Raw genomic sequence first — 26,487 nt, 5'->3', positions numbered from 1 at the left:
TCAATGCACGTTGTACTATACAACTACCCCTACGAAAGGCAACCCGTGGCTCACCGCGACGACTCCGTCGAGACCATCCAGCAGGAGATGACCGCGTTCGCCCGCCGGGCCCGCGCGACCGCCGCCCGGATGCACCCCGAGCTGTCACTGGTCTCCTACACCTTGCTGGCGCACCTCGATGACCAGCACGGATGCCGTGCCACGGACCTCGCCGCGCACTACCTCCTGGACAAGTCCACGGTCAGCCGGCAGATCGCCGCACTGGAGAAGCTCGGTTTCGTCGAGCGCCGCGTCGACCCGGAGGACCACCGCGTCCAGGTGCTGCACCCCACCGAGAAGGGCGCCCAGGTGCTCGCCAGCACCACCGCCAGCCGCCGCAAGGCGTTCCGGGAGCGGCTGGCCGACTGGGACGAGGACGACCTCGACCGCTTCGCCACATACCTGCTGCGCTACAACGCCACCCAGGAACGACTGGGATAGGACAACCGAGCGGACGCAGCCACCGACACCCACACGAAAGCGGCCGCCGAACGACCGCCCACTCACCGCCGGGGCACTTGCCCCCGCTCACCGCCGGAAGCGCCTGCCCCTGAGCACCACCGGAGCACCCACCCCCGAAGCACCCGCCACCGGAGCCGCCCGGCCCCCACCCGCCGCCTTCCCCGCCCTGCTTCTCCCGCCTACTCCTACTTCCGGAACTGCTCCGGACACTGCCCGCCATCGGCGAGATAGGTCTCCGCCCAGCTCGCCAGCTCCTTGAGCGCGGGCTCCATCGCGAGACCGGCCTCCGTCAGCCGGTAGGAGACGCGCAGCGGCGGCCCCGGATCCACCTCGCGTACGAGCAGACCGGTCGCCGCCAGCTCCATGAGGCGGTCGGAGAGCATGCGCTCGCTGATTCCGGGGATGGCCCGCCGCAGATCGGCGAAGTGCACCGGGGCCGGCATCAGGGTGGCGACGATCAGCCCCGTCCAGCGCTTCCCGAACAGCTCGAAGACGCGCGTCATGCCGTCGTCGACCTGCCTGCACATCGCCTCACCCTGGTCCGCCATACAGCCAGAGTACCGCCCTCCCGTTGGCTACTGCAGAAAAGTAAGCTCCTGTGCTATTAATAGTGACGTACGGAATTCAACCAGTGGTCGCGCACCGCCCGGCCGCGTACCGAAGGACCGATCCCCATGGCCACGCTTCTGCTCATCGACTCCTCCGTCTTTCCCGAGGGCGGCTCCGCCTCCCGCTCGGTCACCGCGGCCTTCCGCAAGGCCTGGGAGGAGCAGCACCCCGACGGCACCGTGATCCACCGCGACCTGGCCGCCGACCCGCTGCCGCACCTCGACGGCATCGGCGCCTCCGCCGCCTTCTCCGACCCAGCCGGCCACACCCCCGAGCAGCAGGCGGCCTTCGCGCTGCGTGTGAAGCTGGCCGAGGAGCTGGAGCAGGCGGACGCGATCGTCGTCGGCGCACCGATGTACAACTTCACGATTCCCTCCACGCTCAAGGCGTGGCTCGACCAGGTGATCATCATGGGTCGTACGGCGGGCGAGCAGCCGTCCGCCAAGGGCACCCCGGTCACCGTCGTCGCCAGCCGTGGCGGCTCGTATGCGCCGGGCACGCCCCGTGAGTCCTTCGAGTACGTCCAGAACTACCTGGAGGCCGTGCTCAACGGCGGGCTGGGGCTCGACGTCGACTTCATCGTCCCGGAGCTGACCATGGCCCCCAACAACCCGGCGATGGCCGAGCTCGTCCCGCTGTACGAGACCTCCCGCGACAAGGCCCACGAGGACGCGGCAGCCAAGGCCAAGGCCCTCGTCGCCCGCTTCGCCGCCTGAGCCGGCCCCTTCCGGGGAGAGCCGCCTGACACGGCCTCACCCGGCCCCGCACCGCCACACGAGGCGGGCGCCGCCCCACCGCGGCGCCCGCCTCGCGCCGTCCGCCCGACTCCAACTCCCCGTTTTGCACGGCCGGTTGCCTCGCACGTCCCGTACGGCCGGGCCGGAGGTCAAGGAGGAGGAGCGGCGCTCGCGGTGGCCAGAGGGGCGGAGGGGCCGCAATGGATTCGCAGGGTGACGGGTACGTCACGAAGGGCAACAGAAGTCGCAGCGAAGCCCTCACCGGCCGCGCATGTGACGTACCCCTCAAGCCCGCAGGACCCTCAACCCCCAAGCCGTCCCCACCAAGCAGCCGGCGGAGCAGGCTCCGCGCCGACGCCCACGCGCCGACGCCCCGCTGACGCCGCCCCAAGGCGCCCGCTCCTGAACCCGTGACATACACAACAGCGTGACGCACACAACGAAAGACCCCCGGTCTCCGGATTTCTCCGAAGACCGGGGGTCTCATCTGTGCGCGAGGGGGGAGTTGAACCCCCACGCCCTTTCGGGCACTGGAACCTGAATCCAGCGCGTCTGCCTATTCCGCCACCCGCGCATGGGTGCTGCCGGTTGATGTTCTCACATGATCCGGGCTGTCTGTCCGGGTCTTGTGCGAGCGCCTTCCGACATCCAGAACACTAGCACGCTGACGGGGGTGCCTTCACACGCCTTTTCGCCGGTCCGCGGCCCGCGGCAACCCGGGCCGCACCCCGTCGTGCCTCGGACATTCGCCGAGCACTGCCCAAAGGGTTCACACTCGCGGTAGCCGCAAACAGGAGCGGGGTCCCACCCGGCCCGCCTCCCTGCCGGCCGGACTGGGCCGGCGCACGCGCCATGTCCGACTCCGGCCCCCGCCCGGCGGGACTGGTCGGCGGTTGCGGGACACTGTCTTCGGGGCACATCTACGATCGCAGTGCACGAGCAGTGGGCAAGGAGCAAGCAAGCACCGGGCAACCCTGTGAGGGGCGACACTCGTCCTCAAGGCGGGAAAGGGGAACCAGCCGATTTCCCGACGCGTGGATACGATCAGTAAGCAGTATCAGGGCGACTCGATCAGGACGACCCCGACGAAGACTGAGGAAGGAGGTGCCCCGTGGGAGTACTGAAGCGTTTCGAGCAGCGTCTCGAAGGTCTCGTCAACGGCACCTTCGCCAAGGTGTTCAAGTCCGAGGTGCAGCCCGTTGAGATCGCCGGCGCGCTGCAGCGCGAGTGCGACAACAACGCCACCATCTGGAACCGCGACCGCACGGTCGTCCCCAACGACTTCATCGTCGAGCTGAGCACCCCCGACTACGAGCGGCTGAGCCCCTACAGCGGGCAGCTCGGCGACGAGCTCTCCAGCATGGTCCGCGACTATGCCAAGCAGCAGCGCTACACCTTCATGGGCTCGATCAAGGTCCATCTGGAGAAGGCCGACGATCTCGACACCGGCCTGTACCGCGTCCGCAGCCGCACGCTCGCCTCCAGCTCGTCCCAGGACCAGCCCGGGCCGGCGGCTCCCCAGCGCGCCGCGGCGCCCAGTGGCGGCCGTCCCGGCGGCGGCCACGTGAGCCCGCCCCCCATGCCTTCGTCCCCGCCCCCCGGCGGCGCACAGCCCGTACCCCGTGCGGCACCGCCCGGTGCAGGACCGCAGCCCCACGCGCAGACCAGGCGCTGGATCGAGATCAACGGCACCCGCCACCAGATCTCGCGCTCGACGCTCGTGCTGGGCCGCAGCACCGACGCTGACGTACGGATCGACGACCCGGGTGTCTCCCGGCGTCATTGTGAGATCCGGGTCGGAACGCCCCCCATGATCCAGGATCTGGGTTCCACGAACGGCATCGTGGTAGACGGGCAGCACACCACTCGCGCTAATCTCCGCGACGGCTCGCGGATTGTCGTGGGCAGTACCACCATCGTTTACCGGCAAGCCGAAGGGTGAAGCGGGGGCAATGTCAGAGCTGACCCTCACGGTCATGCGGTTGGGTTTCCTCGCCGTACTGTGGCTGTTCGTCATCGTGGCCGTTCAGGTCATCCGCAGCGATCTGTTCGGCACGCGCGTCACACAGCGCGGTGCCGCCCGGCGCGGCGGACAGGAAGCGCGTACGCAGCGTCAGGCTGCGGCGCCACAGCAACAGCAGCGCCGCCAGGAAGGCGGCCGCGGCAACAACCGTCAGCGGCGCGGAGCGCCCACCAAGCTGGTGGTCTCCGAAGGATCGCTGACGGGCACCACCGTCGCCCTCCAAGGCCAGACCATCTCGCTGGGCCGTGCACACGACTCCACGATCGTGCTGGACGACGACTACGCGTCCAGCAGGCATGCCAGGATCTACCCGGACCGTGACGGCCAGTGGATCGTCGAGGATCTCGGTTCCACCAACGGCACGTACCTGGACCGGACCCGACTGACGACCCCGACACCGATTCCGCTGGGAGCCCCGATCCGCATCGGCAAGACCGTCATCGAGCTGCGGAAGTAGTACGACAATGAGCGAGCGGAGCGAGCGAGCCGCGGCGGTCCACTCGGCGGACCCGGGCGTGCTCCCGACCGGAGGGTGGGCAGTGTGGCTCGACGAGACCGGCTGTACCCCGAGCCGACGGGTGAGGTGCACATGAGCTTGTCACTGCGCTTCGCCGCCGGATCGCACAAGGGCATGATTCGCGAGGGCAACGAGGATTCCGGCTACGCCGGGCCACGGCTGCTCGCGATCGCCGACGGCATGGGCGGCCAGGCCGCCGGTGAGGTCGCCTCCTCCGAGGTGATCTCCACGCTCGTCCAGCTCGACGACGACGTCCCCGGCTCCGACCTCCTCACCTCCCTGGGCACGGCCGTACAGCGCGCCAATGACCAGCTGCGGGAGATGGTCGAGGAGGACCCCCAGCTGGAGGGCATGGGCACGACCCTGACCGCCCTGCTGTGGACCGGGCAGCGGCTCGGCCTCGTCCACGTCGGTGACTCGCGTGCGTATCTGCTGCGCGACGGCGGGCTGACCCAGATCACCCAGGACCACACCTGGGTGCAGCGGCTGGTCGACGAGGGCCGGATCACCGAAGAGGAAGCCACCACCCATCCGCAGCGCTCGCTGCTGATGCGTGCGCTGGGCAGCGGCGACCACGTCGAGCCCGATCTGTCCATCCGCGAGGTGCGGGCCGGCGACCGGTATCTGATCTGCTCGGACGGACTGTCCGGGGTGGTCAGTCACCAGACGCTGGAAGAGACCCTCGCCAGCTACCACGGGCCGCACGAGACCGTGCAGGAGCTGATCCAGCTCGCCCTGCGCGGTGGCGGACCCGACAACATCACGTGCATCGTCGCCGACGTCCTGGACGTGGACGGCAACGACACGATGGCCGGCCAGCTCAACGACACCCCGGTCATCGTCGGCGCCGTCGCGGAGAACCAGCACCAGCTCAGCGACCCGAGCACGCTGCAGACCCCTGCCGCGCGGGCCGCCGAGCTCGGCCGGCCGGGCGGGCAGCCGTCCGCGCCCGGTGGTGCCTTCGGGCCACCCGGCAGCGGTGAGCACGAGGTCGGCGGGCCGCCGCAGGGCTCGTTCGGCGCGTTCATCGACGAGGACTTCGTCAAGCCGCGCCGGCGCGGGCGGTGGCTCAAGCGGTCGCTGTTCATCGCGCTGGCGCTGGCCGTCGTCGGCGGCGGGTGCTACGCGGGCTACAACTGGACGCAGACCCAGTACTTCGTCGGCGCCAAGGACAACCACATCGCGCTCTACCGGGGCATCAGCCAGGACCTCGCGTGGATAAAGCTCAACGACGTGGACGAGGACCATCCCGAGATCGAACTCAAGTACCTGCCGCTGTACCAGCGCAACCAGGTCAAGGAGACGATCGCGGTCGACAGCCGTACGCAGGCCGGCGAAAAAGTCACCGAACTGAACAACCAGGCCAATGCCTGCCGTACTAAGGAGCAGCGGGAGGCAGCCGAACGCGAGGCGGCGCGTCACCCGGGCAAGGGCCAGGCCGGCACACCATCCAAGCCAGGCACCCCGTCCAAGCCCGGTACCCCGTCGAAGTCCGGCACGCCGAGCACCCGGCCCGGCTCCACCGGCAAGACGGGTAACGACAGCGGCACCGGTGCGGCCGGCACGCTGGCGGCGACCGTAACTCCGAAACCCACACCCAGCACCAGCCAGGCCGCCCCCTCCGAGGAGCAGAAGCAGCTGGAAAAAAATTGCAGCACCCAGCAGTGAGGGCGTAGGGGGCCGTAGATCTCATGAGCAGCACCACCAACACCACCACCATTGGCACCATCGGAGCCCCGAGCCGCCGCAACACCGAACTGGCGATGCTCGTCTTCGCGGTGCTGATTCCGGTGTTCGCGTACGTCAACGTCGGTCTGGCGAAGGACGGTTCGGTTCCGGCCGGTGTCCTGGGCTACAGCCTCGGCCTGGGTCTGCTGGCCGGCGTCGCCCATCTCGTCGTCCGCAAGTGGGCGCCGTACGCCGATCCGCTGATGCTGCCCATCGCCACCCTGCTCAACGGGCTGGGACTGATCTTCATCTGGCGGCTGGACCAGGAGCCCTCGCTCGGCAAGGCGATGGCGCCCAACCAGCTGATGTGGTCGACCCTCGGCGTCGCCTTCTTCCTCGCGATCCTGATCTTCCTCAAGGACCACCGCGTCCTGCAGCGCTACACCTACATCTCGATGGTGGTCGCGCTGGTGCTGCTGGTCGCGCCGGTGTTCTTCCCCGGTGTGAACGGCGCGAAGATCTGGATCACGATTCCGGGCCTCGGCTCGCTGCAGCCCGGTGAGTTCGCAAAGATCATCATCGCGATCTTCTTCGCCGGCTATCTGATGGTGAAGCGGGACGCGCTGGCGCTGGCCAGCCGCCGCTTCATGGGGCTCTACCTCCCGCGCGGCCGTGACCTCGGACCCATCCTCGTCATCTGGGCGCTGAGCCTGATGATCCTGGTCTTCGAGACCGACCTGGGTACCTCGCTGCTGTTCTTCGGCCTGTTCGTCGTGATGCTGTACGTGGCCACCGAGCGCACCAGCTGGATCGTGTTCGGTCTGCTGCTCAGCGCCGGCGGCGCGGTCGCGGTGGCGACGTTCGAGTCGCACGTCCAGACGCGTGTCCACAACTGGCTCAACCCGCTGGAGCTGGCCAACGGCGGTGTCACCGAAACCGCCCAGGCGATGTACTCCTTCGGCTCCGGCGGCATCCTCGGCTCCGGTATGGGCCAGGGCTACTCCCGCCTCATCCTGGGCATCGCGCCGAAGAGTGACTACATCCTCGCCACGGTCGGTGAGGAGGTCGGGCTCGCCGGGCTGATGGCCATCCTGCTGCTGTACGGCCTGCTGATCGAGCGCGGTATCCGTACGGCGCTGGCCGCCCGCGACCCGTTCGGCAAGCTGCTGGCGATCGGCCTCTCCGGCGCCTTCGCCCTGCAGGTCTTCGTCGTCGCCGGTGGTGTGACGGGCCTGATCCCGCTGACGGGTATGACGATGCCGTTCCTCGCCCAGGGTGGCTCGTCCGTGATCGCCAACTGGGCACTGGTCGCCATCCTGCTCCGGATCAGCGACACGGCGCGTCGTCCGGCGCCGGCACCCGCCCCGTCCACCGACGCCGAGATGACCCAGGTGGTCCGCCCGTGAACAAGCCCCTGCGCCGGGTCGCGATCTTCTGCGGCCTGCTCGTCCTCGCTCTGCTCGTCCGCGTCAACTGGGTGCAGTTCGTCCAGGGTGACTCGCTCAAGAACGACCCGCACAACCGCCGGGTCGCCATCGAGCGCTACAGCACACCGCGCGGCAACATCATCGTCGACGGCAAGGCCATCACCGGCTCCACGACCACCGACAGCGGCGACTTCAAGTACAAGCGCACGTACAAGAACGGCAAGATGTGGGCGCCGGTCACCGGCTACGCCTCGCAGGCCTTCGACGCCAACCAGCTCGAGAAGCTCAACGACGGCATCCTCACCGGCACCGACGACAGGCTCTTCTTCAGCCGCACGGTCGACATGTTCACCGGCGGCAAGCAGAAGGGCGGCAACGTGGTGACCACCCTCGACGCCAAGGCCCAGAAGGCCGCCTTCGACGGCCTCGGCAACCAGAAGGGCGCGGTCGCCGCGATCAACCCGGAGACCGGCGCGATCCTGGCCCTGGCCAGCACCCCGTCCTACGACCCGTCCACCTTCGCGGGGATGAGCGACAAGGACGCCAAGGAGTACAGCGCGCTGCAGAAGAAGAGCGACCCCGACGAGCCGATGCTCAACCGGGCGCTGCGCCAGACCTACCCGCCCGGCTCCACCTTCAAGGTCGTCACGGCCTCGGCGGCGCTGGAGAACGGGCTCTACAACGACGTCGACTCCAAGACCAACTCGCCGCTGCCGTACACGCTCCCGGACACCTCGGGCCTCAAGTTGCAGAACGAGGGCAACATCCCCTGCGAGAACGCCAGCCTGCGTCAGGCGCTGCGCTACTCCTGCAACACGGTGTTCGGCAAGGTCAGCGCGGACCTCGGCAACAAGAAGATGAAGGCCGAGGCGGAGAAGTTCGGCTTCAACGACCCGGGGATCAACACTCCGGTCCGCGCTTCGGAGAGCATCTTCCCCGAGGACAACCGGCCGCAGAACGCGATGGCGGGCATCGGCCAGGCCTCCAACCGCGCCACGCCGCTGCAGATGGCCATGGTCGCCTCGGCGGTCGCCAACGGCGGCAAGCTGATGAAGCCGTACATGGTCGACCAGCTGGTCGCGCCGAACCTCAATGTCGTCCAGCAGCACACGCCGCAGGAGATGAGCCGGCCGCTCAGCCCGGAGAACGCCGACAAGGTCCAGAGCATCATGGAGACCGTGGTCAAGCAGGGCACGGGAACCAACGCCCAGATCCCCGGCGTCACAGTCGGCGGTAAGACCGGTACCGCGCAGCACGGCGAGAACAACAAGGACAACCCGTACGCCTGGTTCATCTCCTACGCGAAGACCGACAAGGGCACCCCCGTCGCGGTCGCCGTCGTCATTGAGGGATCCGACACTCTTCGCGACGACATCGCCGGCGGAAAGCTTGCAGCTCCGGTCGCGAAGCGCGTCATGGAGGCAGTACTCGAAGGCGAGAAGTGACTCGGGTCATGCCAATACCGGTCACGTATCAGGTTGCGGCTCCGGCCCGGTCGGGTACGGCGTGCCGGGTACGGTATGCCCGGACAGCACACCGCCGGACCACACACCGGTGCGGTCGGGACTGACGGAGAGGGCTGGAGAAGCTTATGGAAGAGCCGCGTCGCCTCGGCGGCCGGTACGAGCTGGGCTCGGTGCTCGGCCGCGGTGGCATGGCCGAGGTGTACCTCGCGCATGACACCCGCCTGGGCCGCACCGTAGCTGTGAAGACGCTACGGGTGGACCTCGCCCGTGATCCGTCCTTCCAGGCCCGGTTCCGCCGTGAGGCCCAGTCGGCCGCCTCGCTGAACCATCCGTCGATCGTCGCGGTCTACGACACCGGCGAGGACTACGTCGACGGTGTCTCGATCCCGTACATCGTCATGGAGTACGTCGACGGCTCCACGCTGCGTGAGCTTTTGCACTCCGGAAGAAAGCTGCTGCCCGAGCGGTCGCTGGAGATGACCACCGGTGTCCTCCAGGCGCTGGAGTACTCCCACCGGGCCGGCATCGTCCACCGCGACATCAAGCCGGCCAACGTCATGCTGACGCGCACCGGCCAGGTCAAGGTCATGGACTTCGGTATCGCCCGCGCGATGGGCGATGCCGGTATGACGATGACGCAGACCGCTGCGGTCATCGGCACGGCGCAGTACCTCTCGCCCGAGCAGGCCAAGGGCGAGCAGGTCGACGCCCGCTCCGACCTGTACTCCACCGGCTGTCTGCTCTACGAGCTGCTCACCGTGCGGCCGCCGTTCGTCGGTGACTCGCCGGTCGCGGTGGCCTATCAGCATGTCCGCGAGGAGCCGCAGAAGCCGAGCAACTTCGACCCCGAGATCACGCCGGAGATGGACGCCATCGTCCTGAAGGCGCTGGTCAAGGACCCGGACTACCGCTATCAGTCGGCCGACGAGATGCGGGCCGACATCGAGGCGGCGCTGGACGGCCAGCCGGTCGCGGCGGCCTCCGCCATGGGCGCGGCCGGCTACGACCAGGACCAGCCGACCACCATGCTGCGGCCGCAGGACCCGGCCGGCCAGACCTCCATGCTCCCGCCGATGAACCCGGACGACGGGGGCTACGGCTACGACGACCGCGGCGACCGGCGCCGTGGTGGCGGCCAGAAGAAGAGCAACACCTCGACGATCCTGCTGGTGCTGGCGGCCATCCTCGTCCTGGTCGGTGCGATCTTCATCGGCAAGGCGATGTTCACCAACAGCAACAAGGGCGGCACGACGCCGGTCCCCAACCTCGTCGGCAAGACCCTCAAGGAAGCCGAGGCGTCCGGCAGGAACGGCAGCTTCAAGGTCGCCGAGGGAGGCCGCAAGTCCTGCGACAACGTCAAGAAGGGCCAGATCACCGAGCAGGATCGGACGGCCGGCAGTCAGATCGACAAGAACTCCACGATCACCGTCAAGCTGTGCACGGGCCAGCAGAAGATCTCGGTTCCCAGTGTGACGGGTCTGACCGAGGACCAGGCGCGCTCGGACCTCCGGGAAAAGGGCTTCACCAACATCGTGAGCAAGCCCGTGACCTCCGACCGTGACCCCGGTACCGTCGCGGATCAGGACCCCAACGCGAACTCCCAGCGGACCAAGGGCACCAAGATCACGCTGTCCATCGCCGCGGCGAGCCCGAAGCAGAACGTCCCGGACGTCAAGGGCCAGGACTTCCAGGCGGCCCAGCAGCAGCTGCAGGACCTGGGCTTCCAGGTCGCCAAGAGCGAGCAGGAAGTCACCGACCCCAACCAGGTCGGCAAGGTGATCGGCCAGAGCCCGGAGGGCAACACCAAGGCCGAGGAGAAGTCCACGGTGACCCTCACGGTCGGCAAGGCAGGGGCTCAGACACCGGTTCCGGGTGTGGTCGGCCAGACCCTGAAGGATGCGAAGCAGGCGCTCCAGCAGGCCGGCTTCACCAACATCCAGGTCGCCGGCGGCAGTCCGCAGGACGACAACTCCCGCGTGATCAAGCAGGACCCGCAGGCGCCGACACCGTCCGACCCGAAGACCACCACCGTGACGCTGACCACCATCGGTGGCGGTGGCGGCAACGGCAACGGGGGCAATGACGGCGGTGGCGGCATCTTCGGCGGACCGTTCGGAGGCAAAAACTAGCCCCGTACCGACGAGGCAGCACAAAGCCCCGGCGCCCTGGGAAGGGTGCCGGGGCTTTCCCGTTGCCGCATCGGGCGCAGGGACGGAGCGCCGCATCAGGGCCGGGCGGGCCTGGGACGCGCCCGGCCGTCCCGCCTGGTCCTAGCGGAGTTCCTTCGGGAGGGTGCGGTCCGCGTCGACCTTCTCGGTGCGCTCCAGCTCGCCCCAGACGATGAAGCGGTAGTTCGAGGTGTAGACCGGGGTGCAGGTCGTGAGGGTGATGAAGCGGCCCGCCTTGCGCTTGCCGGATTCCTTCGGGAGGTCGTCGAGGACATCCACGTTGTACTTCGAGGTCTCGGGCAGCGTCGCGAACACCTTGTAGACGTACCAGGTGTCCTTCGTCTCGAAGACGATCGGGTCGCCGTCCTTGATCTTGTCGATGTTGTGGAACTTCGCGCCGTGGCCATCGCGGTGCGCGGCGAGGGTGAAGTTGCCCTTCTTGTCCTCCGGCAGCCCCGACTTGACCGGCTTGGTGTAGTAACCGGCCACGCCCTCGTTGAGGACCTCGGCGTCGGTGCCCTTCTTGACCAGCACCTCGCCGTTGTCCATCGCCGGTACGTGCAGAAAGCCGATGCCGTCCTTGGTGTCCAGCTTCCCCGGCCCCTTGGGCCCGCTGCTCGCCCAGTGCTTGCGCACCTGATCGCCCTGCTGGTGCGCCGCGCGGTCGGCGAGGACGTTGGTCCACCACAGCGAGTAGGCAACGAACAGGCCCAGGATCAGCCCGGCCGTGATCAGCAGTTCACCGATGACGCTGATGACGGCGGCGATGGTCCTGCGCACCCGGCGCGGCTTGGGCGGCGGCGCGGACCGGTCGCATTCCTCGTCGGTTCCGGTTGCAGTCACCGCGTAGCACCCCTCTTATGTTCGCTCAGCCGGCGAGCGCATCCGGTTTGCCCTTGCTCCGCGGCCGCTCGTCGACCATCTTGCCCCAGACGATCATCCGAAAGGTACTGGTGAACTCCGGGGTACAGGTCGTCAGGGTGATGTAGCGGCCGGGCCCGGTGAATCCCGACCCGGGCGGCACGGGGCCGATCACGCTGGTGTTGCTCGGAGACGTCTGCGGGAGGATGCTCTCCATCTCGTACGTGTAGTACGAGCTCTGCGTCTCGACGATGATCTTGTCGCCCTTGGTGAGCCTGTTGATATAGCGGAACGGCTCGCCGTGCGTGTTGCGATGCGCCGCGACCGCGAAGTTGCCCTTCTTGTCCCAGGGCATCGCCGTCTTGATCCCGCTGTTCTTGTCGTAGTGACCGACCATGCCGTGGTCCAGCACCTGGTGCTTGTCGATGCCCTCGGCTATCGGAGCCTTCACATCCAGCTTGGGGATATACATGATCCCGAAGCGCTCACCGTCCGCGAGATTCTTCTTCTCGCCGCCGCCCTTGTCCCACTCGTGCTGCAGGTTGTTCGCGGCGCCACCGGCCTCCTGTTCGGCCATCACATTCGTCCACCACAGCTGATAGGTGACGAACAGCAGCATCAGCACGCCGAGGGTGATGAACACCTCGCCCAGCGCGCGGCTGGCGATCAGGCTGGGGCTGTCCTTGGCGGCTCGCGCGGCCTGCCGGGCCTCCAGCCGGGACATGGGGGCGGGCTCCGCTTCAGAAGCCGTCGCAGCGGCCGCTGTAGCGGCAGCCGCACCGCTGTGGCGCCCGCGCCTGCCGCCCCGCTTGGCAGCCTCCTGAGCGGCCTTGCGCCGGGCCGCTCGCCCTCCGGACGCCGCGGCCGATCCCGACGCCTCGGTTTCACGTGAAACCGAGGCGTCGGTTTCACGTGAAACGCTCTCTCCGTCGGGCTTCTCGGCCTGACGCAGTGCCATGGTCTCGTTGTCGTTCAGCCACGGTGTGGCGGCAGCTGCCGCGGCCGGAGCGGGGCTCACGGCCGGCGCGGGTGCGGGCGGTGCCGGTGCCTCCGGCGCGGCATAGGGCTGCGATATCGGCTCGGTCGACGCGGGACGGGAGTCATAGCCGGAGCCGTAGCCCTGGCCGTAGGCGGCCGTCTCGGCGCCGTGCGACTGCCGGTCCGGCTGGGACGGCCCTTCCGGCTCCAGATGCGGCCGGAACCACGGTGAGCCCTGTCTCCCGTCCTCCTGAGCCGCCTTGCCCCGCCGTCGTCCCCGGCCCGGTTGTCCGTACGGAGCGGGCGCGGGCGCCGGTGCCGCCTGGCCCGGCAGTGGATCGTTCAGCGGGTCGTCGAGCTGCTCCACCGCCGCCTCGAACGCATCGGGCTGCCCGTACGGATCCTGGGATCCGCGCGGCTCCTGCGGTCCGTACGACCGCTGCGGGTCGTTCGGATCGTAGGATCTCCCTTCACGCTCGGGGCGCAGGGCGGTCACGCGCCGGCCTTGCCGACCACCGGGGCGAGCCCCGTCGACCGCTCCACAGCTCCCGCGTCGCCGCATTCGACGAGCCAGTTGGCCAGCATCCGGTGCCCCCACTCGGTCAGTACCGACTCTGGGTGGAACTGCACGCCCTCGACCGGTAGTTCGCGGTGCCGCAGGCCCATCACGATCCGCCCGCCGGGGACGTCCTCGGCCTCCGTCCAGGAGGTGACGATCAGTTCGTCGGGGACGGTGTCCGGTTCCACGGCGAGGGAGTGGTAGCGCGTGGCGGTGAACGGGGAGGGCAGACCGGCGAAGACACCGATGCCCTCGTGGAGGACGGGCGAGGTCTTGCCGTGCAGCAGCTCGGGCGCCCGGTCCACCACGCCGCCGTAGGCGACCGCCATCGACTGCATGCCCAGGCACACACCGAAGACCGGGACGCCGGTTTCCGCGCAGTGCCGGACCATGTCGACGCAGACGCCGGCCTGCTCGGGTGTGCCGGGACCGGGCGACAGCAGCACTCCGTCGAAACCGTCCTGAGCATGCCGCGGCGCGACCTCGTCGTTGCGCAGCACCTCACATTCGGCACCCAGTTGGTAGAGGTACTGGACGAGGTTGAAGACGAAGCTGTCGTAGTTGTCGACGACGAGAATCCGTGCGGTCATCGGACGGCTGCCATCCCTTGGTCGACAGTGACGTCGTTGAAGGGGAGCAACGGCTCCGCCCACGGAAAGACGTACTGGAAGAGTACGAAGACGACCGCCAGCGCGAGCACCAGGGAAATCAGCGCCTTCACCCATGTGTTGCCCGGCAGATGCCGCCAGATCCAGCCGTACATGCTGTCGCTGTCCCCTTGCCGATGCCGATGACGATGACGATTGCGACACCAGAGTAAAGGGAGAGGGCGGGCGCAGGTGGGTCAGCCGGTCAAAGCCGATGGCCTTCCCTGTGCCACGGGTTGGGTGGAATCCAGATGTGCCCAGACGATCAGCCGGTGGCTATGGCCCCATTCCGGCTCGCAGGTCGTCAGCGTGAGATAGCGGCCGGGGCCGTTGAAACCGGACTTCCGCGGTACGGGGTCGATCACCCCGACGTCGCCGGGCAGCGTCGTATAGGGCCGGTTGTCGATGCGGTAGGTGAACCAGGTCGCGCCATCGGTCAGCACCACGGCGTCGCCGGGGCGCAGCCGTGGGAAGTCCTTGAAGGGGTCGCCGTAGGTGCGCCGGTGGCCGGCGACGGCGAAGTTGCCGGTCTCGCCGAGGTGCGCGGTGCGGTCGTAATGGCCGAGGCCGCGCTGGAGGACGTCGGTCGCGGTGCCTTCGAGCACGGGCTTGGTCCAGTCGGCGCCCAGACGCGGGATGTACATGACCGCGAAGGAAGCGCCTGAGGCATAGCGGCGGGGCGCGGAGGCCGGTGCGGGGGTGCTGCCGGGGGCCGGCTTCCCGTCGGGCGCCTGCTTGCCGCCGGGCCCGGTGACGGAACCCGTGGACCACTGGTGCTGGAGCTTGCCGATCTCGCCGTCCATGGCGCTGTCGGCCCGCACCCCGGTCCAGAAGAGGAGATAGGCCACGAACAGCACGATCAGCGCGCCGACGGTGACACAGACCTCGCTGAGCGTCCGCACGATCCACCGCACCGCCGTCCGGCCCCGCAGCGTCATTCGGCCCCGCCCCTCCCGCCGCCCCGCGGCGTGCGGGCTACGGCTTCACAGGCTGTGCGTAGTGGAGATCCACTGTGCCGGAGTAGCCGGGAAGAGTCACCGCCTCGTGCTGGTCGACTTTCCAGCCCAGGCCGTAGGCGTTCACGTACTGGAGGTAGTTCTGAATGGCGGGGGAGGCGGTCAGCGCGTTGGTGAGGGCTTCGCGGTCGCCGACGGCGGTGACCTTGTACGGCGGGGAGTAGACCCGGCCCTGGAGGATCAGGGTGTTGCCGACGCAGCGCACCGCACTGGTGGAGATCAGCCGCTGGTCCATGACCTTGATGCCCTTGGCACCGCCCTGCCACAGGGCGTTCACCACGGCCTGCAGGTCCTGCTGGTGGATGACCAGGTCGTTGGGCTGCGGCTGGGGCACGCCGGGGATCTTGGCGGTGGCGTTCGGCGGGGCGTCGGTGAGCGTGACCGTCACGCCCCCGCCCTTCACCGGCTTGGTGCCGGCGTTCTTCTCCAGCGCCTTGACCTTGGCTTCCTCGGCCTTGGAGTTGCCGTTGTCGCGCCGTGCGAGGGCATCGACATCCGCCCGCAGGGTGGCGTTGCGGTCGTCCTGGGAGCCGTTCTTGTGGCTGCGCTCCTGGATGAGGTCGGACAGCCGCAGCATCGAGTCGTCCGAGCGCAGATTCGTGCCCCGTGCGGTGTCGAAGCTCAGCCAGAACAGCAACCCGGCGAGTGCGAATACGATGAGGGTGAGAAACCGCACGGGCCGCAGGCGAGCACGAGTGGGGCGGTCGGGGGAGTCAGCGGAATTGCTCAACGTACCCTTACTCCTTACGGCGCCACGGAAGCACTACGCTAACGGACGCCCGGGAAAAGGAATCCGCTCCCCACCGCGTCCGTGCCCCGGCACACATCTCGTACCTGCCCGCGGATGGGGGCACCGCCCGCTCGAGCCAAGCCGAGAGCGGGGGAGCAGCGCATCGACAGGAGAGTTCCTCGTGCCGAAGTCACGGATCCGCAAGAAGGACGACTTCACGCCGCCGCCGGCGAAGACCACCAATCTGAAGATGAGCTCAGGCCGCGGTTGGGTGGCCCCACTGATGCTGGCGATGTTCCTCATCGGGCTGGTGTGGATCGTGATGTTCTACGTGTCCGAGGGCGATCTGCCGATCGCGGCCATGGGTAACTGGAACATCGTGTGTGGCTTCGGCTTCATCGCGGTGGGCTTCGGCGTATCCACCCAGTGGAAGTAGCGCAAGCCCTGCCCAAGGCCATCCACACGGTTATCCACAGCCGGGGAAAACTTCAGAAGATCTGTGGATAACCTTCCGGAGGTTGACGCCGGTGTGATCGGCGGCCCCCTCTCCCGGCCTGTGCCTCCCCGCATCCTTGCTGGGGAAATGCAGGTCAGGGCGGGCCGGAGCGGATGTCCCGCACAGCATGCACAAGATCGGCCACGCACTGTGGACAACTGGGCGGAACGGGCTCCTCAGCCCACCAGCTGAAGGGTCCGTACCCCCACCACCGCGACGATCGCGAGCAGCGCGACCACACAGGTCGCGATATGCACCAGGGTCCGGCGGTCACGCGGCGCATGCACCATCCCGAACGCCACCGCGGCACCCACCACCAGGCCGCCGACATGCGCCTGCCAGGCGATGTTCGGCCACAGGAACGTGAAGACCAGGTTGAGGCCGAGCAGGATCAGCACCGGCTTCATGTCGTAATTCAGCCGCCGCAGCAGCACCGCGGTCGCGCCGAGCAGCCCGAAGATCGCGCCGGACGCACCCAGCGAGGGCTGGTTCTGCGCGGCGAGGAGATACGACAGGGCGCTGCCGCCCAGGCCGGCCAGCAGATAGAGCGCGATGAACCGCAGCCGTCCGAGCGCCGCTTCCAGGGGCGGCCCCAGCCACCACAGCGACAGCATGTTGAAGGCGATGTGCGGGATCTGCTGGTGCAGGAACATCGCGGTCAGCAGGCGGTACCACTCGCCCTCGGCGACACCGACGAGCTGAAAGCGGCTCGGGTCGGCGGCGAGCCCCACCAGGTCGAGACGGCCGGGCAGCCAGCTCGTGTCGCCGCCGGTCACCAGGACGGCGATGAACACGGCGACGTTCAGGCCCAGCAGGATCTTGGTGACCAGCCGCGGATCGGCCGCGATCGTGCCGCCCGCGATCGTGCGCGGCGCCGTCGCCTGCGGCGCATGGCCGGTGCCGCTGCCGCCGCGTACACAATCCGGGCACTGGAAGCCGACCGAGGCGCTGACCATGCACTCCGGGCATATGGGCTTGTCGCAGCGGGTGCAGTGGATGCCGGTCGGGCGGTCCGGGTGGCGGTAGCAGCCCGGCAGGCCGTCATTACCCTGCGCGTCCTGCGGCTTCTGTGGGCTGCCTGGCACCTGGTCCATCCGTCCCTCGTCCTCTTCTCCGTCCGGGCGCATGAACAATCCATCCCGCGCGCACGACCCCGTCCCGGACGAGCCTCGCGCCCCGCCTGAAGTACGACCGGGCGGGGCGCAATGGTTCCCCGGACCCGGCCGGGGCGCAAGACGCTGCTCAGCGGGTCTCGATGACCACCGACTCGATGACGACGTCCTGGACGGGACGGTCGGTGCGCGGGTTGGTCTGGGTGCCGGCGATGGTGTCGACGACCTTCTTGCTCGCCTCGTTGCTGACCTCACCGAAGATGGTGTGCTTGCCGGTCAGCCACGCCGTCGCGCCCACGGTGACGAAGAACTGCGAGCCGTTGGTGCCCGGACCGGCGTTGGCCATGGCCAGCAGGTACGGCTTGTTGAAGGCCAGGTCGGGGTGGAACTCGTCCCCGAACTCGTAACCGGGGCCGCCGGTGCCGTTGCCCAGCGGGTCGCCACCCTGGATCATGAAACCGCTGATCACCCGGTGGAAGACGGTGCCGTCGTACAGCCGGTCCGTCGACTTCTTGCCGGTCGCCGGGTGGGTCCACTCCCGCTCACCATTGGCGAGCTCGACGAAGTTCTTGACCGTCTTGGGTGCATGGTTCGGCAGGAGCCGAATCTCGATGTCGCCCTGGTTCGTCTTCAGGGTGGCGTAGAGCTGCTCAGCCACGATCTACCTTCCATAAGTCTTCGCTGACGGTTCCCGATCCTCGCATGAACGGGCCCTCCCGCGGCCCGTCCACGGCCCCTCACCGAGCTCCGCGCCGCGTTTCGCCGTCGCCCGGTCATGGCCCCTTCACGGGCCCCGCGCCGCTCCGTGCGTGCCGTCCGGTCCTTGCCTCTTGACAGCTTTCGTACTGATTTCCTGCCCCCGAAGCGGAAAATCGTGGCATTGTCGACCACAAGGCTCCGGAAGGTCCGCAATGACCCGGATGCCCGCTCGCACATGCTGTACGGCGCATGAGCGGGCATGATCTTCAAACGGGTGGACAGGCGATACAGCAGACACGGGGGACAAGCCCCCAAGCCCCGGACACGCCACCGAGGAGGAGGATCCCGTGACCCGCAAGGACAGCGTGCGCGCCGCGACCGGTACGGCCAAGGACAGCGTGCGGCACGCCGCGGAGGTGGTGGCTCCTTATGCCGGTACGGCCAAGGACGCCGCCGTGCACTTCGCTCACGAAGCTCGGACGCGCGCGGCTCCCAAGGTGGCCGAGGCCGCCCACCAGGCACGTACGCAGTACGACGCGCATCTGCACCCGCGTATCGAGCACGCCCGTGGCACGCTCCCGCCCAAGGTGGACGCGGCGGCGACCCGTGCGGCCTGCCGGACCCGCAAGGCGGCCCGCCATGCAGCTGACTACACGGCACCGCGGCTGGAGAACGCCGTGACCCACGCGCGTGCCGCGGCCGAACCGGTCCGCGAGGAAGCCCTGGCCCGCGGCACCGCCGCGCTCGCCGCGCTCCGCGGACAGGTGACGGCCGCCGAGATCGCCAAGCTCCAGAAGAAGCACAACCGACGGGCCCGGCGCGGCAAGCTCGCCAAGCGCCTCGCCGTACTGGGCATCCTGGCCGGCGGTGCGGTCGCCGCCTGGAAGTGGTGGGACAAGCAGGCCAATCCGGACTGGCTGGTCGAGCCGCCGGCGCCCACCGAGGTCAGCGACCGCGGACGGCTGAGCGCGGTCGACGGCAGCGAGGGCGCCTCGCTCGACCCCGATGTCCAGGCCAAGCAGGCCGAGTCCGAGGCCGACGAACGCGGCGGCGGCACCACGGCCTGACCCCCGGACCGCAGGCACCTCACCGGGCCGTGTCCCCACCCCGTACGAGGGGCGGCGGGCACGGCCCGTTCGCGTACGGCCGGCAACGCTGCCTCCGCGGGCCGGCCAACACTCCGTCAGGACACCCGAGAGCCCGTTGGGTGCTCGATGGTCTCGACGGCTTCCCGCTCCGTCGGGGTCACTCCGGGCTCGCGCGGGCACGCCGCATCGGCCGGCACGGTCAGGAGCGTCAGGGCCGATGAATTTCCGCGTGCCACGGCGTCCCACGCGTGAGGACGGTCGCGCCCCCACGCCGAAGAGGCTGGAATGGCCGGAGAGGCCGAAGAGAGCGTGGTGCGTGATGAAGCTGGTTGTGCAGGAGTTCTTGACGCTCGACGGAGTCTCCCAGGGCCCGGGGTCCCCGGACGAGGACCCCAGCGGCGGGTTCACACGGGGCGGCTGGTTCGTGCCGTACCTGGACGAGGAGTTCGAACGGCTGGCGGGCACCTGGCTCGGCGAGGCGGACGCGTTCCTTTTCGGCCGCCGTACCTACGAGAATTTCGCTCGGGACTGGCCGAAGATGACCAGCCACCCCTTCGCCGGCATTCTCAACGGCCTGCCGAAGTACGTGGCCTCCCACAGCCTGACGGAGGCCGGGTGGAACCCGACCACGATCCTGTCCGGCGACATCCCCGCCCAGGTCGCCGAGCTGAAGCGGCAGCCCGGCCGGGAAGTTCAGATCCACGGCAGCGCCGCGCTGGCCCAGTCCCTGCTGGCCGCCGGGCTGGTCGACACGCTGCGGCTCGCGATCGCCCCGGTCGTGGTGGGCCAGGGCCGACGTCTGTTCCCGGACGGCGGCGCCCCGGCCGGTCTGCGGCTCGTCGGCCACGAGACGACACCGGGCGGCCTGTCGGTGCACCTCTTCGAATCGACGGGGGTTCCGGAGTACGGAACCTACGGGGGTGACACGTAGGCCGCGGGTCCGCGCGGGCGGTACCCGCTCCACGCACAAAAATGCCCCCGAAACCGCGTTTCCACAGTTCAGAGGGCACTTTCCGAGTGGAGCCTAGGGGAGTCGAACCCCTGACATCTGCCATGCAAAGACAGCGCTCTACCAACTGAGCTAAGGCCCCTTCGCGCACCAGGGTACCCGGTGTCCGACGGCTTTCCCGACCGGGTATCGCCGCACACCGTCGCTCTCCGTAGGATGCTTCGCGAGATTCGCGGCAGCGAACCGACCGGGGAGAACAGGGGAGACGGTATGGACGCAGCACAGCAGGAAGCCACCGCGCGGGCCCGGGAGCTGCAGCGCAGTTGGTACGGGGAGCCTCTGGGTGCGCTGTTCCGCCGCCTGATCGACGATCTCGGCCTCAACCAGGCCCGGCTCGCCGCTGTGCTCGGTCTGTCGGCACCGATGCTGTCGCAGCTGATGAGCGGGCAGCGCGCAAAGATAGGCAACCCGGCCGTGGTGCAGCGGGTGCAGGCACTGCAGGATCTGGCCGGCCAGGTCGCCGACGGCAGCGTCAGCGCCGCCGAGGCCACCGAACGCATGGAGGAGATCAAGAAGACGGCGGGGGGATCGGTGCTCAACAACACTGCGCAGCAGACGTCGTCGACGGGGGCGACCACGGTGCGGCGCGTGGTGCGGGAGATCCAGTCGCTGCTGCGGTCTGTCTCCGACGCCGGGGACATCATCGATGCGGCGAACACCCTCGCCCCCGCTCACCCCGAACTGGCAGAGTTCCTCCGGGTCTACGGTGCCGGTCGCACCGCGGACGCGGTCGCCCACTACGAGGCGCACCAGAGTTAGCCACAGGGGACGTTGCGAGTTCAGAAGACGGACGGGGCGCAATGGGTGAGATCTTCGCCGGTCGGTATGAGCTGATCGACCCGATCGGACGGGGCGGGGTGGGCGCGGTCTGGCGCGCCTGGGACGCCCGGCGCCGCCGCTACGTTGCCGCCAAGGTGCTGCAGCAGAGCGACGCACACACACTGCTGCGCTTCGTCCGCGAACAGGCACTGCGGATCGACCATCCGCATGTGCTGGCCCCGGCGAGCTGGGCCGCGGACGACGACAAGGTGCTGTTCACCATGGATCTGGTGAACGGCGGCTCGCTGGCACATCTGATCGGGGACTACGGCCCGCTGCCGCCGCGGTTCGTGTGTCTGCTCCTGGACCAGCTGCTGGCCGGGCTGACCGCGGTGCATGCGGAGGGTGTGGTGCACCGTGACATCAAGCCGGCGAACATCCTGCTGGAGGCCACCGGCACCGGCCGGCCGCATCTGCGGCTGTCGGACTTCGGCATCGCGATGCGCAAGGGTGAGCCGCGGCTGACCGAGACCAACCTCGTGGTCGGCACGCCCGGTTACTTCGCTCCGGAGCAGCTGCTGGGCGCGGAACCGGACTTCCCCGCCGACCTGTTCGCGGTCGGCCTGGTCGCGCTCTATCTGATCACCGGCACCAAGCCCGACGCCGACGCCTTGATCCAGCACTTCGCCCGGCACGGCATCCCGAACGCGCCCGAGGGCGTGCCGGAGCCGCTGTGGCAGGTGCTGGCGTCCCTGGTGCACCCCGACCCGGAAGCCCGGTTCAGGACGGCCACGGGGGCCCGTAAGGCGGTCATCTCGACGGTCGAGCTGCTGCCGGACGCGACGATCGAGGAAGAGATCGTCGAAGTCTTCGACCACATAGGGCCGCTGCCGGCCGGCTTCGGGGCGAACGGGCCACTGCGGACCAGGGAGAGCGACGGGCCCGCGACGGCCGGCGCCACCGCGGGCACCGCGACCACCGGGCAGGTGTCCATGTCGGACACCGGAAGCTTCCAGCTCGCCCCGCCGGAGCCGAGCACCCCGCCGACGCCCACCCCGCTGCCGATGCCGGGCGGTTCGCCGACCGGCCATGGCGGTTCGCCCACGGGTCAGGGCCATACGGCCACGGGCCACGGCGGTCCGGCTGCCGGCCACGGCAGTACACCCACCGGCCACGGCACCCCGGCCGGTCCCGACGCGGCGTCCGGGACGGCCTCGACGCCTCCCCCGCCTCCGGCGCCCACGTACGAGCCCACGGCCGCCGCCCCTCCGGAGCCGTCCGCGACCCGCCCCTATACGGCGGGCCCGCACCCGGTCCCCGGGCGGCCCCCGGTCGGCACCCCCGTCGCCGCCCGGGCCACGGCACCGCCCGTCCCGTACAGGAGACCGGGACCGCCCCCGAAGGTCGCGATCCCGGTGCTGATCGTGGCGTTGCTGTGCATCGCGGTCGGCGTCTGGGCGCTGGTCGCCGCCTGAGGCGATACCGCGGGCCGGTGCGACCCCAAGGCCCCCGGCCCCCGGAAAGGCCCGCTACCAGCCCTGTGGCGGCCCGAACTGCGGTTTCTGCTGAGCCTGTTGGGTCGACCGTGTCGACTGCCCCGGCAAGGAGGGCTGATCGCCCGGACCGCCCGCTGCGACCGGTGCGGCCGACGCAAGGGCCGAGGACCGTCGCGCCGCCAGCGTCCACGCTCCCAGCCCCGCCAGCAACACCACCCCCGTGCCGATCCCGGCGTAGGCCACCGTCATCAGGGTGCCGCTCTTCTCGGCCTCCTGTGCGGTCTGGCCCTTCTGCGCCGTCTCCCGGTCCTCGGGCGTGACGGAGAAGGCACCGGTCGGCCCGGCGTAGCCGGGCCCGGCCTTGGCGGCGCCGCGGACGTCCACCCGGAGGGTGAGCTCCGCGCCCTTGGGGAAGTACCGCGCGGCATCGGGGTGCAGGCTGACCTCGAGGTAGTACCAGCCCGCGAACCGCATCGCGCTGACCGAGTCGGTCGAGTTGAAGCGGTTGCCGTACTCGACGGGCGCCGTGAAATCCTTCGCAGCGGCCGGCTTCCCGGTGTACGAGACGAAATGGACGTCGTCGACCGCACCGCGCGCCGGATTGTAGACACCCAGCCCGAGCATCCGGGCGAGGAATCCGGAGGACCCGGAGGGTGCATTCGGCAGCTCCGCGGTCAGGTTGAGCCGCTGCCCCCAGTCCACCGGAACGCGGTAGAAGCGGGTCTCGCCCGGGGTGATCCGGTCTTTCCATACGCCGGAGTCGACCGCGCCCGCGTCGTTGAAACCGGTGCCGCCCTTGGCACTGCGCTTGGTGGTGTCCGTACGCGGTGCGGGCGTGGCGGAGCTCCAACTGCCCTGGCCCGGCTGGGCGGGGGTGCTGCCCTTGAGCGGAGGCTCGTCGAGGTAGTCCAGTTCGAGCGGCCAGGTGTCGGGGCCGGAGGTCTCCGAACCCTCGCGGGTGATCACCAGGTAGTACGGGCCGGCCTTCTGGCACTCGGTACGGTCGGCGCCGATGCGACGGGTGGCGTAGTCGGCGATCGGGTGCGCCATGCCGCCGCTGTTGAACGACGGACTGGCTCCCGTGTCACAGGTCGTGCCGTCGCTGTCCTGGACGTTGATGGTCAGCTTGTCGCCGTAGTCCTCGACCTTGGTGCCGGGCTTGGGCGCCGCGACGGCCGAGAAGTACGCGCTGGTCCTGTCGTCCAGGGTGACGGCGTAGTACTTCTGCTCGCCGCGCTTGATGGAGTCGGTGTGCAGTCCGGGCTTGAGCTGCGGTGCATCCGCGGCGCTGGAGGTGCCCTTGGTCGCCGTGGCGCCGTCCGCCGTCCGGTAGCCGGGGACGGTCTCGGCCGAGGCCACGCCCACCACCCCCGGCAGGATCGTCACCACGGCGAGCGCCGCCAGCACGGCCGTGCCCCTGTTCGTCGTGCGCCCCGTCACCACGAGCCACCCCTCATCGGATCGGAATTCCCGGCGCCGGCCCGCGGCTTCCTGCGGGCCCTCCCGTAGGCCACCGCGAGACCGGCCAGCAGCAGTACGCCCACTCCACCGATGGCGACGGCCACCACACGTCCCGCGGACCATCCTCCACCGCCGTCCTGCGTGCCGTCTGCCGAGGGCCGGGAATCGCCCGGGGAGACATCGGCCCGGACCGCGGACGCCCCGGCCTGCGGGCCGCTCTTCTCCTTGCCCAGCACCGCGATCCGCAGCACCACACCGATCTGCGGATGCTCCGCGATCTCGGAGGCCTTGGCGCCCAGCGTCACCGCGATGTAGAAGTCGCCGTTGCGGTGCACGGGCCGGACGTCGGGGTGCGTCTCATAGCGGTTGGTCCAGGCGACCGGGACCGTCCCCATGCTGAGCGACGCCAGCCGCCCGCTGTAGGGCACCTGGGGGCTGAACTGGCCGGTGCCGCTGCCGACCGGCGTACGGAACGGTGTGTAGACCTGGGTGCCGCCGTAGGACGTGGCGGCGCTGTACCCCTTGACCGTGGGTTCGTTGGCGAACTCCACGTCGTAGCGCAGTTGCTGGCCCCAGCCGACCGGCACCTTGTACCAAACGGTCTGCGCCGGCAGAACCTTGTCCCGCCAGACGCCCTGGCGCAGCGTACGGGCGTCGTTGAAGCCGGTACCGCCGGTGACGTCCTTGGGGGCGCTGGTGGGCAGTGTGGCGTCCTTGCCGCCCGCACCGTACTCCGGCTCCGACTGCGCAGGCGTGACGCCTTTCCTCAGCGGATGTTCCACGTGAAACATCAGCTCCATCGGCCACCGTGCGGCGTCCGATCCCTTGGCGGCCTTGCGCTCGACGACCAGCCAGTACCGCCCGGCCTTGTCGCAGCCGCCGGTGCCGCTCTGCGTGGGGATGCGGCTGACGCCCGAGGTCAGCGGTGTTGCGCCCTCGTGCTGTCCGAACAGCTCGGAGGTGGAGTCACAGGAGCTGTCGGTGCCGTACGCGATCCGGGTGTGCAGCGTATCGAGGGAGTCGATGGCCGCGCCGGGCTGGGGCACCACGGTCGCCGAGAAGTCGGCCGTCGAGGCGGCGTCCAGATCAGTCGCGTAGTACCGCTCTTCGTTGGGCCCGATGGAGTCCAGATACTGCCCGGGGACGATGCGTGGTGCACCGCTTCCGCTCGCCGTGCCGCGCACCTGCTTCCCCTTGAAGCGGTAGCCGTCCGCCGAGAGTTGGCCGGCCCGCTGGAGCTGGCGGGCGAGCGCCCTGGCGTCCGGTGCGTCGTAGTAGCGCCCGTTGCCGGCCTTGGCGATGCACTCCAGCTGAGCGCGTGCCGTGCCGGCCACCTGGAAGCCGATGGCATCGATGTGCAGATCGACGCCGGAGGCGGCGAGTTGGGCGGCGACCTTGCAGGGCGGCGGTGCGTGGCAGTTGTCCTCGCCGTCGGAGATCAGCAGGATCGTACGCTTGCCGATCGATCCGCCGGCGGGCCCGGGAAGGTCGTCGGCCGCCTTGCGCAGGGAGAGCCCGATGGGGGTGTCGCCCTTGGGTAGGACGCCCGCGACGGCCCGCTTGAGGCCCGCCCGGTCGAGGGCGGCGACCGGCTGGGCGAGCCGGGTGTCGTCACAGCCCTTGGGCTTGTCGGCGCCGTAGACCCGCAGGCCGGTGGGGTAGCCGTCGGGCAGGGCGTCGACGACCGTGCCGACAGCCTTGCGGGCGGAGTCGATCCGGGTGCTGCCGGATCCGTCGTTCCCGGCCATCGAGCCGGACGAGTCGAGCACCATCACCATTCCGGTGCCGTCGGCGGCCGGCGCCCTGGCCGGTGTGGCCGCGGTGGCCTGAAGTGGCCCGGCGGTCAGGGCCAGCAACAGCCCCGCGAGCAACGCCACCGCCCCTCTGCGTGGTCGTTGTGCCATGTCCTGCTCCCCCTTGTGCCCTGCGGCCACATCACAGACTTTGCTGTTGCAATCTAATGGTGTGCTATAGCAAACTCAAGAGGGGTGCCGTCACGGTCCCGCAACGACATCCAGCCACCCGGCACGGACGCCGGCACCCCCACCACAGGCCGCCCCGCCCGCCCCCGGACGCACGAAACCCCGATCACCCAGGGGCAATCGGGGTCCGTACGAACGAACTGTGCTGTGGGGGGTCTCAGACACCCGAACCTGCGGGCACGGAGTCGGTCGCCTCCGTCCACAGATCCTGCTCGGCGCGATCCGCCTGGATCTGGCGGTACACGAGGAGCCCGCCGATGGCGGCCAGTGCGACCAGGAGAAGCTTCTTCACCGCGCGACCTCGTCTTTCGTTGACGTAGGGGACCTATGTCGGCCGATGATACACACCGGCCGATACCGATCGGTTACCTAGCCCGCGGTCGGCAACACCTCGTCCGAGGGCTCTGCCGCGAGCCAACTTCCGCCTCCGTACAACGAATCGGCCCGGCCGGGGAGTTCCCCGGCCGGGCCGATTGTG

25 protein-coding genes and 2 tRNA genes are annotated in these 26,487 nt (G+C 69.3%); 13 read left to right on the top strand and 14 right to left on the bottom strand.

Features of this window, described 5'->3' with window-relative positions; translation table 11 throughout:
• Positions 1–45: 45 nt before the first annotated feature.
• On the top strand, positions 46–480 hold the full coding sequence (locus tag ACGFWI_RS04145) for a MarR family winged helix-turn-helix transcriptional regulator (protein ID WP_393904370.1): 435 nt from the start codon (positions 46–48) through the stop codon (positions 478–480).
• A 206-nt stretch (positions 481–686) separates the two neighbouring features.
• On the opposite strand, the gene ACGFWI_RS04140 is transcribed toward ACGFWI_RS04145, so the two are convergent.
• Entirely contained in the window at positions 687–1,049 is a 363-nt protein-coding gene (locus ACGFWI_RS04140; RefSeq protein WP_393904328.1) for a winged helix-turn-helix transcriptional regulator, read from the bottom strand.
• Between the two features lie 126 nt (positions 1,050–1,175).
• Between ACGFWI_RS04140 and ACGFWI_RS04135 the strand changes: the two genes are divergently transcribed.
• Positions 1,176–1,826, top strand: coding sequence for an FMN-dependent NADH-azoreductase (locus tag ACGFWI_RS04135; RefSeq protein WP_393904327.1), 651 nt, complete (start codon positions 1,176–1,178; stop codon positions 1,824–1,826).
• Between the two features lie 511 nt (positions 1,827–2,337).
• On the opposite strand, the gene ACGFWI_RS04130 is transcribed toward ACGFWI_RS04135, so the two are convergent.
• A tRNA-Leu gene (locus ACGFWI_RS04130) sits at positions 2,338–2,421 on the bottom strand.
• 537 nt (positions 2,422–2,958) lie between these two features.
• On the opposite strand from ACGFWI_RS04130, the gene ACGFWI_RS04125 reads away from it, so the two are divergent.
• The 6 genes from ACGFWI_RS04125 (at position 2,959) to pknB (ending at position 11,077) form a co-directional block, all read left to right on the top strand.
• Positions 2,959–3,789 carry an FhaA domain-containing protein gene (locus ACGFWI_RS04125; protein WP_393904326.1) on the top strand — a complete coding sequence of 277 codons (831 nt, stop codon included), beginning with the start codon at positions 2,959–2,961 and terminating at the stop codon, positions 3,787–3,789.
• A 10-nt stretch (positions 3,790–3,799) separates the two neighbouring features.
• Positions 3,800–4,327, top strand: coding sequence for an FHA domain-containing protein (locus tag ACGFWI_RS04120; protein WP_393904325.1), 528 nt, complete (start codon positions 3,800–3,802; stop codon positions 4,325–4,327).
• A gap of 132 nt (positions 4,328–4,459) precedes the next feature.
• Positions 4,460–6,055 (top strand): Stp1/IreP family PP2C-type Ser/Thr phosphatase, encoded by a 1,596-nt coding sequence (locus ACGFWI_RS04115; RefSeq protein WP_393904324.1) that lies wholly within the window; start codon positions 4,460–4,462, stop codon positions 6,053–6,055.
• Between the two features lie 23 nt (positions 6,056–6,078).
• Positions 6,079–7,461, top strand: a complete 1,383-nt coding sequence (locus tag ACGFWI_RS04110) for an FtsW/RodA/SpoVE family cell cycle protein (protein WP_393904323.1) — start codon at positions 6,079–6,081, stop codon at positions 7,459–7,461.
• The gene (locus ACGFWI_RS04105) at positions 7,458–8,927 is read left to right on the top strand and encodes a peptidoglycan D,D-transpeptidase FtsI family protein (RefSeq protein WP_393904322.1); all 1,470 of its coding nucleotides are present in this window, start codon (positions 7,458–7,460) and stop codon (positions 8,925–8,927) included. The genes ACGFWI_RS04110 and ACGFWI_RS04105 overlap by 4 nt, the downstream gene beginning before the upstream one ends.
• 146 nt (positions 8,928–9,073) lie before the next feature.
• On the top strand, positions 9,074–11,077 hold the full coding sequence (pknB, locus tag ACGFWI_RS04100; RefSeq protein WP_393904321.1) for a Stk1 family PASTA domain-containing Ser/Thr kinase: 2,004 nt from the start codon (positions 9,074–9,076) through the stop codon (positions 11,075–11,077).
• A gap of 141 nt (positions 11,078–11,218) precedes the next feature.
• Here pknB and ACGFWI_RS04095 read toward each other — a convergent pair whose 3' ends face one another.
• From ACGFWI_RS04095 to ACGFWI_RS04070, 6 genes are all read right to left on the bottom strand, one after another.
• Positions 11,219–11,959 carry a class E sortase gene (locus tag ACGFWI_RS04095; protein ID WP_393904320.1) on the bottom strand — a complete coding sequence of 247 codons (741 nt, stop codon included), beginning with the start codon at positions 11,957–11,959 and terminating at the stop codon, positions 11,219–11,221.
• A gap of 25 nt (positions 11,960–11,984) precedes the next feature.
• Positions 11,985–13,451: a class E sortase gene (locus tag ACGFWI_RS04090; protein ID WP_393904319.1), complete on the bottom strand. Its 1,467-nt coding sequence runs from the start codon at positions 13,449–13,451 to the stop codon at positions 11,985–11,987.
• Positions 13,448–14,104, bottom strand: coding sequence for an aminodeoxychorismate/anthranilate synthase component II (locus ACGFWI_RS04085; protein ID WP_393904318.1), 657 nt, complete (start codon positions 14,102–14,104; stop codon positions 13,448–13,450). Before ACGFWI_RS04085 ends, ACGFWI_RS04090 begins: the two co-directional genes overlap by 4 nt.
• Positions 14,101–14,277 carry a hypothetical protein gene (locus tag ACGFWI_RS04080; protein WP_006604449.1) on the bottom strand — a complete coding sequence of 59 codons (177 nt, stop codon included), beginning with the start codon at positions 14,275–14,277 and terminating at the stop codon, positions 14,101–14,103. The genes ACGFWI_RS04085 and ACGFWI_RS04080 overlap by 4 nt, the downstream gene beginning before the upstream one ends.
• An 81-nt stretch (positions 14,278–14,358) precedes the next feature.
• Entirely contained in the window at positions 14,359–15,099 is a 741-nt protein-coding gene (locus tag ACGFWI_RS04075; protein ID WP_393904317.1) for a class E sortase, read from the bottom strand.
• Positions 15,100–15,136: 37 nt separating this feature from the next.
• Positions 15,137–15,907, bottom strand: a complete 771-nt coding sequence (locus ACGFWI_RS04070; RefSeq protein ID WP_393904316.1) for a DUF881 domain-containing protein — start codon at positions 15,905–15,907, stop codon at positions 15,137–15,139.
• Between the two features lie 181 nt (positions 15,908–16,088).
• Between ACGFWI_RS04070 and crgA the strand changes: the two genes are divergently transcribed.
• The gene (crgA, locus tag ACGFWI_RS04065) at positions 16,089–16,343 is read left to right on the top strand and encodes a cell division protein CrgA (protein ID WP_018092078.1); all 255 of its coding nucleotides are present in this window, start codon (positions 16,089–16,091) and stop codon (positions 16,341–16,343) included.
• A 236-nt stretch (positions 16,344–16,579) separates the two neighbouring features.
• On the opposite strand, the gene ACGFWI_RS04060 is transcribed toward crgA, so the two are convergent.
• Together ACGFWI_RS04060 and ACGFWI_RS04055 are read right to left on the bottom strand one after the other, a co-directional pair.
• Entirely contained in the window at positions 16,580–17,497 is a 918-nt protein-coding gene (locus ACGFWI_RS04060) for a rhomboid family intramembrane serine protease (RefSeq protein WP_393904369.1), read from the bottom strand.
• A gap of 148 nt (positions 17,498–17,645) precedes the next feature.
• Positions 17,646–18,173: a peptidylprolyl isomerase gene (locus ACGFWI_RS04055; RefSeq protein WP_393904315.1), complete on the bottom strand. Its 528-nt coding sequence runs from the start codon at positions 18,171–18,173 to the stop codon at positions 17,646–17,648.
• A 388-nt stretch (positions 18,174–18,561) separates the two neighbouring features.
• Between ACGFWI_RS04055 and ACGFWI_RS04050 the strand changes: the two genes are divergently transcribed.
• Both ACGFWI_RS04050 and ACGFWI_RS04045 read left to right on the top strand, forming a co-directional pair.
• The gene (locus tag ACGFWI_RS04050; RefSeq protein ID WP_393904314.1) at positions 18,562–19,281 is read left to right on the top strand and encodes a DUF5324 family protein; all 720 of its coding nucleotides are present in this window, start codon (positions 18,562–18,564) and stop codon (positions 19,279–19,281) included.
• 340 nt (positions 19,282–19,621) lie between these two features.
• Entirely contained in the window at positions 19,622–20,233 is a 612-nt protein-coding gene (locus tag ACGFWI_RS04045) for a dihydrofolate reductase family protein (protein WP_393904313.1), read from the top strand.
• An 87-nt stretch (positions 20,234–20,320) separates the two neighbouring features.
• On the opposite strand, the gene ACGFWI_RS04040 is transcribed toward ACGFWI_RS04045, so the two are convergent.
• A tRNA-Ala gene (locus ACGFWI_RS04040) sits at positions 20,321–20,393 on the bottom strand.
• 128 nt (positions 20,394–20,521) lie between these two features.
• Here ACGFWI_RS04040 and ACGFWI_RS04035 point away from each other — a divergent pair.
• A complete protein-coding gene (locus ACGFWI_RS04035; RefSeq protein WP_393904312.1) occupies positions 20,522–21,070 on the top strand; it encodes a helix-turn-helix domain-containing protein in 549 nt (182 codons plus the stop codon).
• A 41-nt stretch (positions 21,071–21,111) separates the two neighbouring features.
• Entirely contained in the window at positions 21,112–22,545 is a 1,434-nt protein-coding gene (locus tag ACGFWI_RS04030) for a protein kinase (RefSeq protein ID WP_393904311.1), read from the top strand.
• Between the two features lie 54 nt (positions 22,546–22,599).
• Here ACGFWI_RS04030 and ACGFWI_RS04025 read toward each other — a convergent pair whose 3' ends face one another.
• From ACGFWI_RS04025 to ACGFWI_RS04015, 3 genes are all read right to left on the bottom strand, one after another.
• Positions 22,600–24,009 (bottom strand): hypothetical protein, encoded by a 1,410-nt coding sequence (locus ACGFWI_RS04025; RefSeq protein WP_393904310.1) that lies wholly within the window; start codon positions 24,007–24,009, stop codon positions 22,600–22,602.
• Positions 24,003–25,931 (bottom strand): VWA domain-containing protein, encoded by a 1,929-nt coding sequence (locus tag ACGFWI_RS04020; protein ID WP_393904309.1) that lies wholly within the window; start codon positions 25,929–25,931, stop codon positions 24,003–24,005. The genes ACGFWI_RS04025 and ACGFWI_RS04020 overlap by 7 nt, the downstream gene beginning before the upstream one ends.
• A gap of 235 nt (positions 25,932–26,166) precedes the next feature.
• A complete protein-coding gene (locus ACGFWI_RS04015; RefSeq protein WP_003958712.1) occupies positions 26,167–26,301 on the bottom strand; it encodes a DLW-39 family protein in 135 nt (44 codons plus the stop codon).
• Positions 26,302–26,487: the final 186 nt, after the last annotated feature.

Origin of the sequence: Streptomyces sp. NPDC048434, assembly GCF_043200375.1 — a bacterium.
GTDB lineage: Bacteria > Actinomycetota > Actinomycetes > Streptomycetales > Streptomycetaceae > Streptomyces.
The sequence above is the reverse complement of the archived record's forward strand: the minus strand, read 5'-3'. Positions and strand labels throughout refer to the sequence as shown.

Excerpts from the sequence above, each read along its gene's own strand:
- ACGFWI_RS04080 (WP_006604449.1), bottom strand. The coding sequence starts at position 14,277 with ATGTACGGCTGGATCTGGCGGCATCTGCCGGGCAACACATGGGTGAAG.
- ACGFWI_RS04035 (WP_393904312.1), top strand. The coding sequence starts at position 20,522 with ATGGACGCAGCACAGCAGGAAGCCACCGCGCGGGCCCGGGAGCTGCAG.
- ACGFWI_RS04115 (WP_393904324.1), top strand. The coding sequence starts at position 4,460 with ATGAGCTTGTCACTGCGCTTCGCCGCCGGATCGCACAAGGGCATGATT.
- ACGFWI_RS04110 (WP_393904323.1), top strand. The coding sequence starts at position 6,079 with ATGAGCAGCACCACCAACACCACCACCATTGGCACCATCGGAGCCCCG.
- pknB (WP_393904321.1), top strand. The coding sequence starts at position 9,074 with ATGGAAGAGCCGCGTCGCCTCGGCGGCCGGTACGAGCTGGGCTCGGTG.
- ACGFWI_RS04030 (WP_393904311.1), top strand. The coding sequence starts at position 21,112 with ATGGGTGAGATCTTCGCCGGTCGGTATGAGCTGATCGACCCGATCGGA.
- ACGFWI_RS04085 (WP_393904318.1), bottom strand. The coding sequence starts at position 14,104 with ATGACCGCACGGATTCTCGTCGTCGACAACTACGACAGCTTCGTCTTC.
- ACGFWI_RS04140 (WP_393904328.1), bottom strand. The coding sequence starts at position 1,049 with ATGGCGGACCAGGGTGAGGCGATGTGCAGGCAGGTCGACGACGGCATG.
- ACGFWI_RS04060 (WP_393904369.1), bottom strand. The coding sequence starts at position 17,497 with ATGGACCAGGTGCCAGGCAGCCCACAGAAGCCGCAGGACGCGCAGGGT.
- ACGFWI_RS04045 (WP_393904313.1), top strand. The coding sequence starts at position 19,622 with ATGAAGCTGGTTGTGCAGGAGTTCTTGACGCTCGACGGAGTCTCCCAG.
- ACGFWI_RS04120 (WP_393904325.1), top strand. The coding sequence starts at position 3,800 with ATGTCAGAGCTGACCCTCACGGTCATGCGGTTGGGTTTCCTCGCCGTA.
- ACGFWI_RS04075 (WP_393904317.1), bottom strand. The coding sequence starts at position 15,099 with ATGACGCTGCGGGGCCGGACGGCGGTGCGGTGGATCGTGCGGACGCTC.
- ACGFWI_RS04020 (WP_393904309.1), bottom strand. The coding sequence starts at position 25,931 with ATGGCACAACGACCACGCAGAGGGGCGGTGGCGTTGCTCGCGGGGCTG.
- ACGFWI_RS04135 (WP_393904327.1), top strand. The coding sequence starts at position 1,176 with ATGGCCACGCTTCTGCTCATCGACTCCTCCGTCTTTCCCGAGGGCGGC.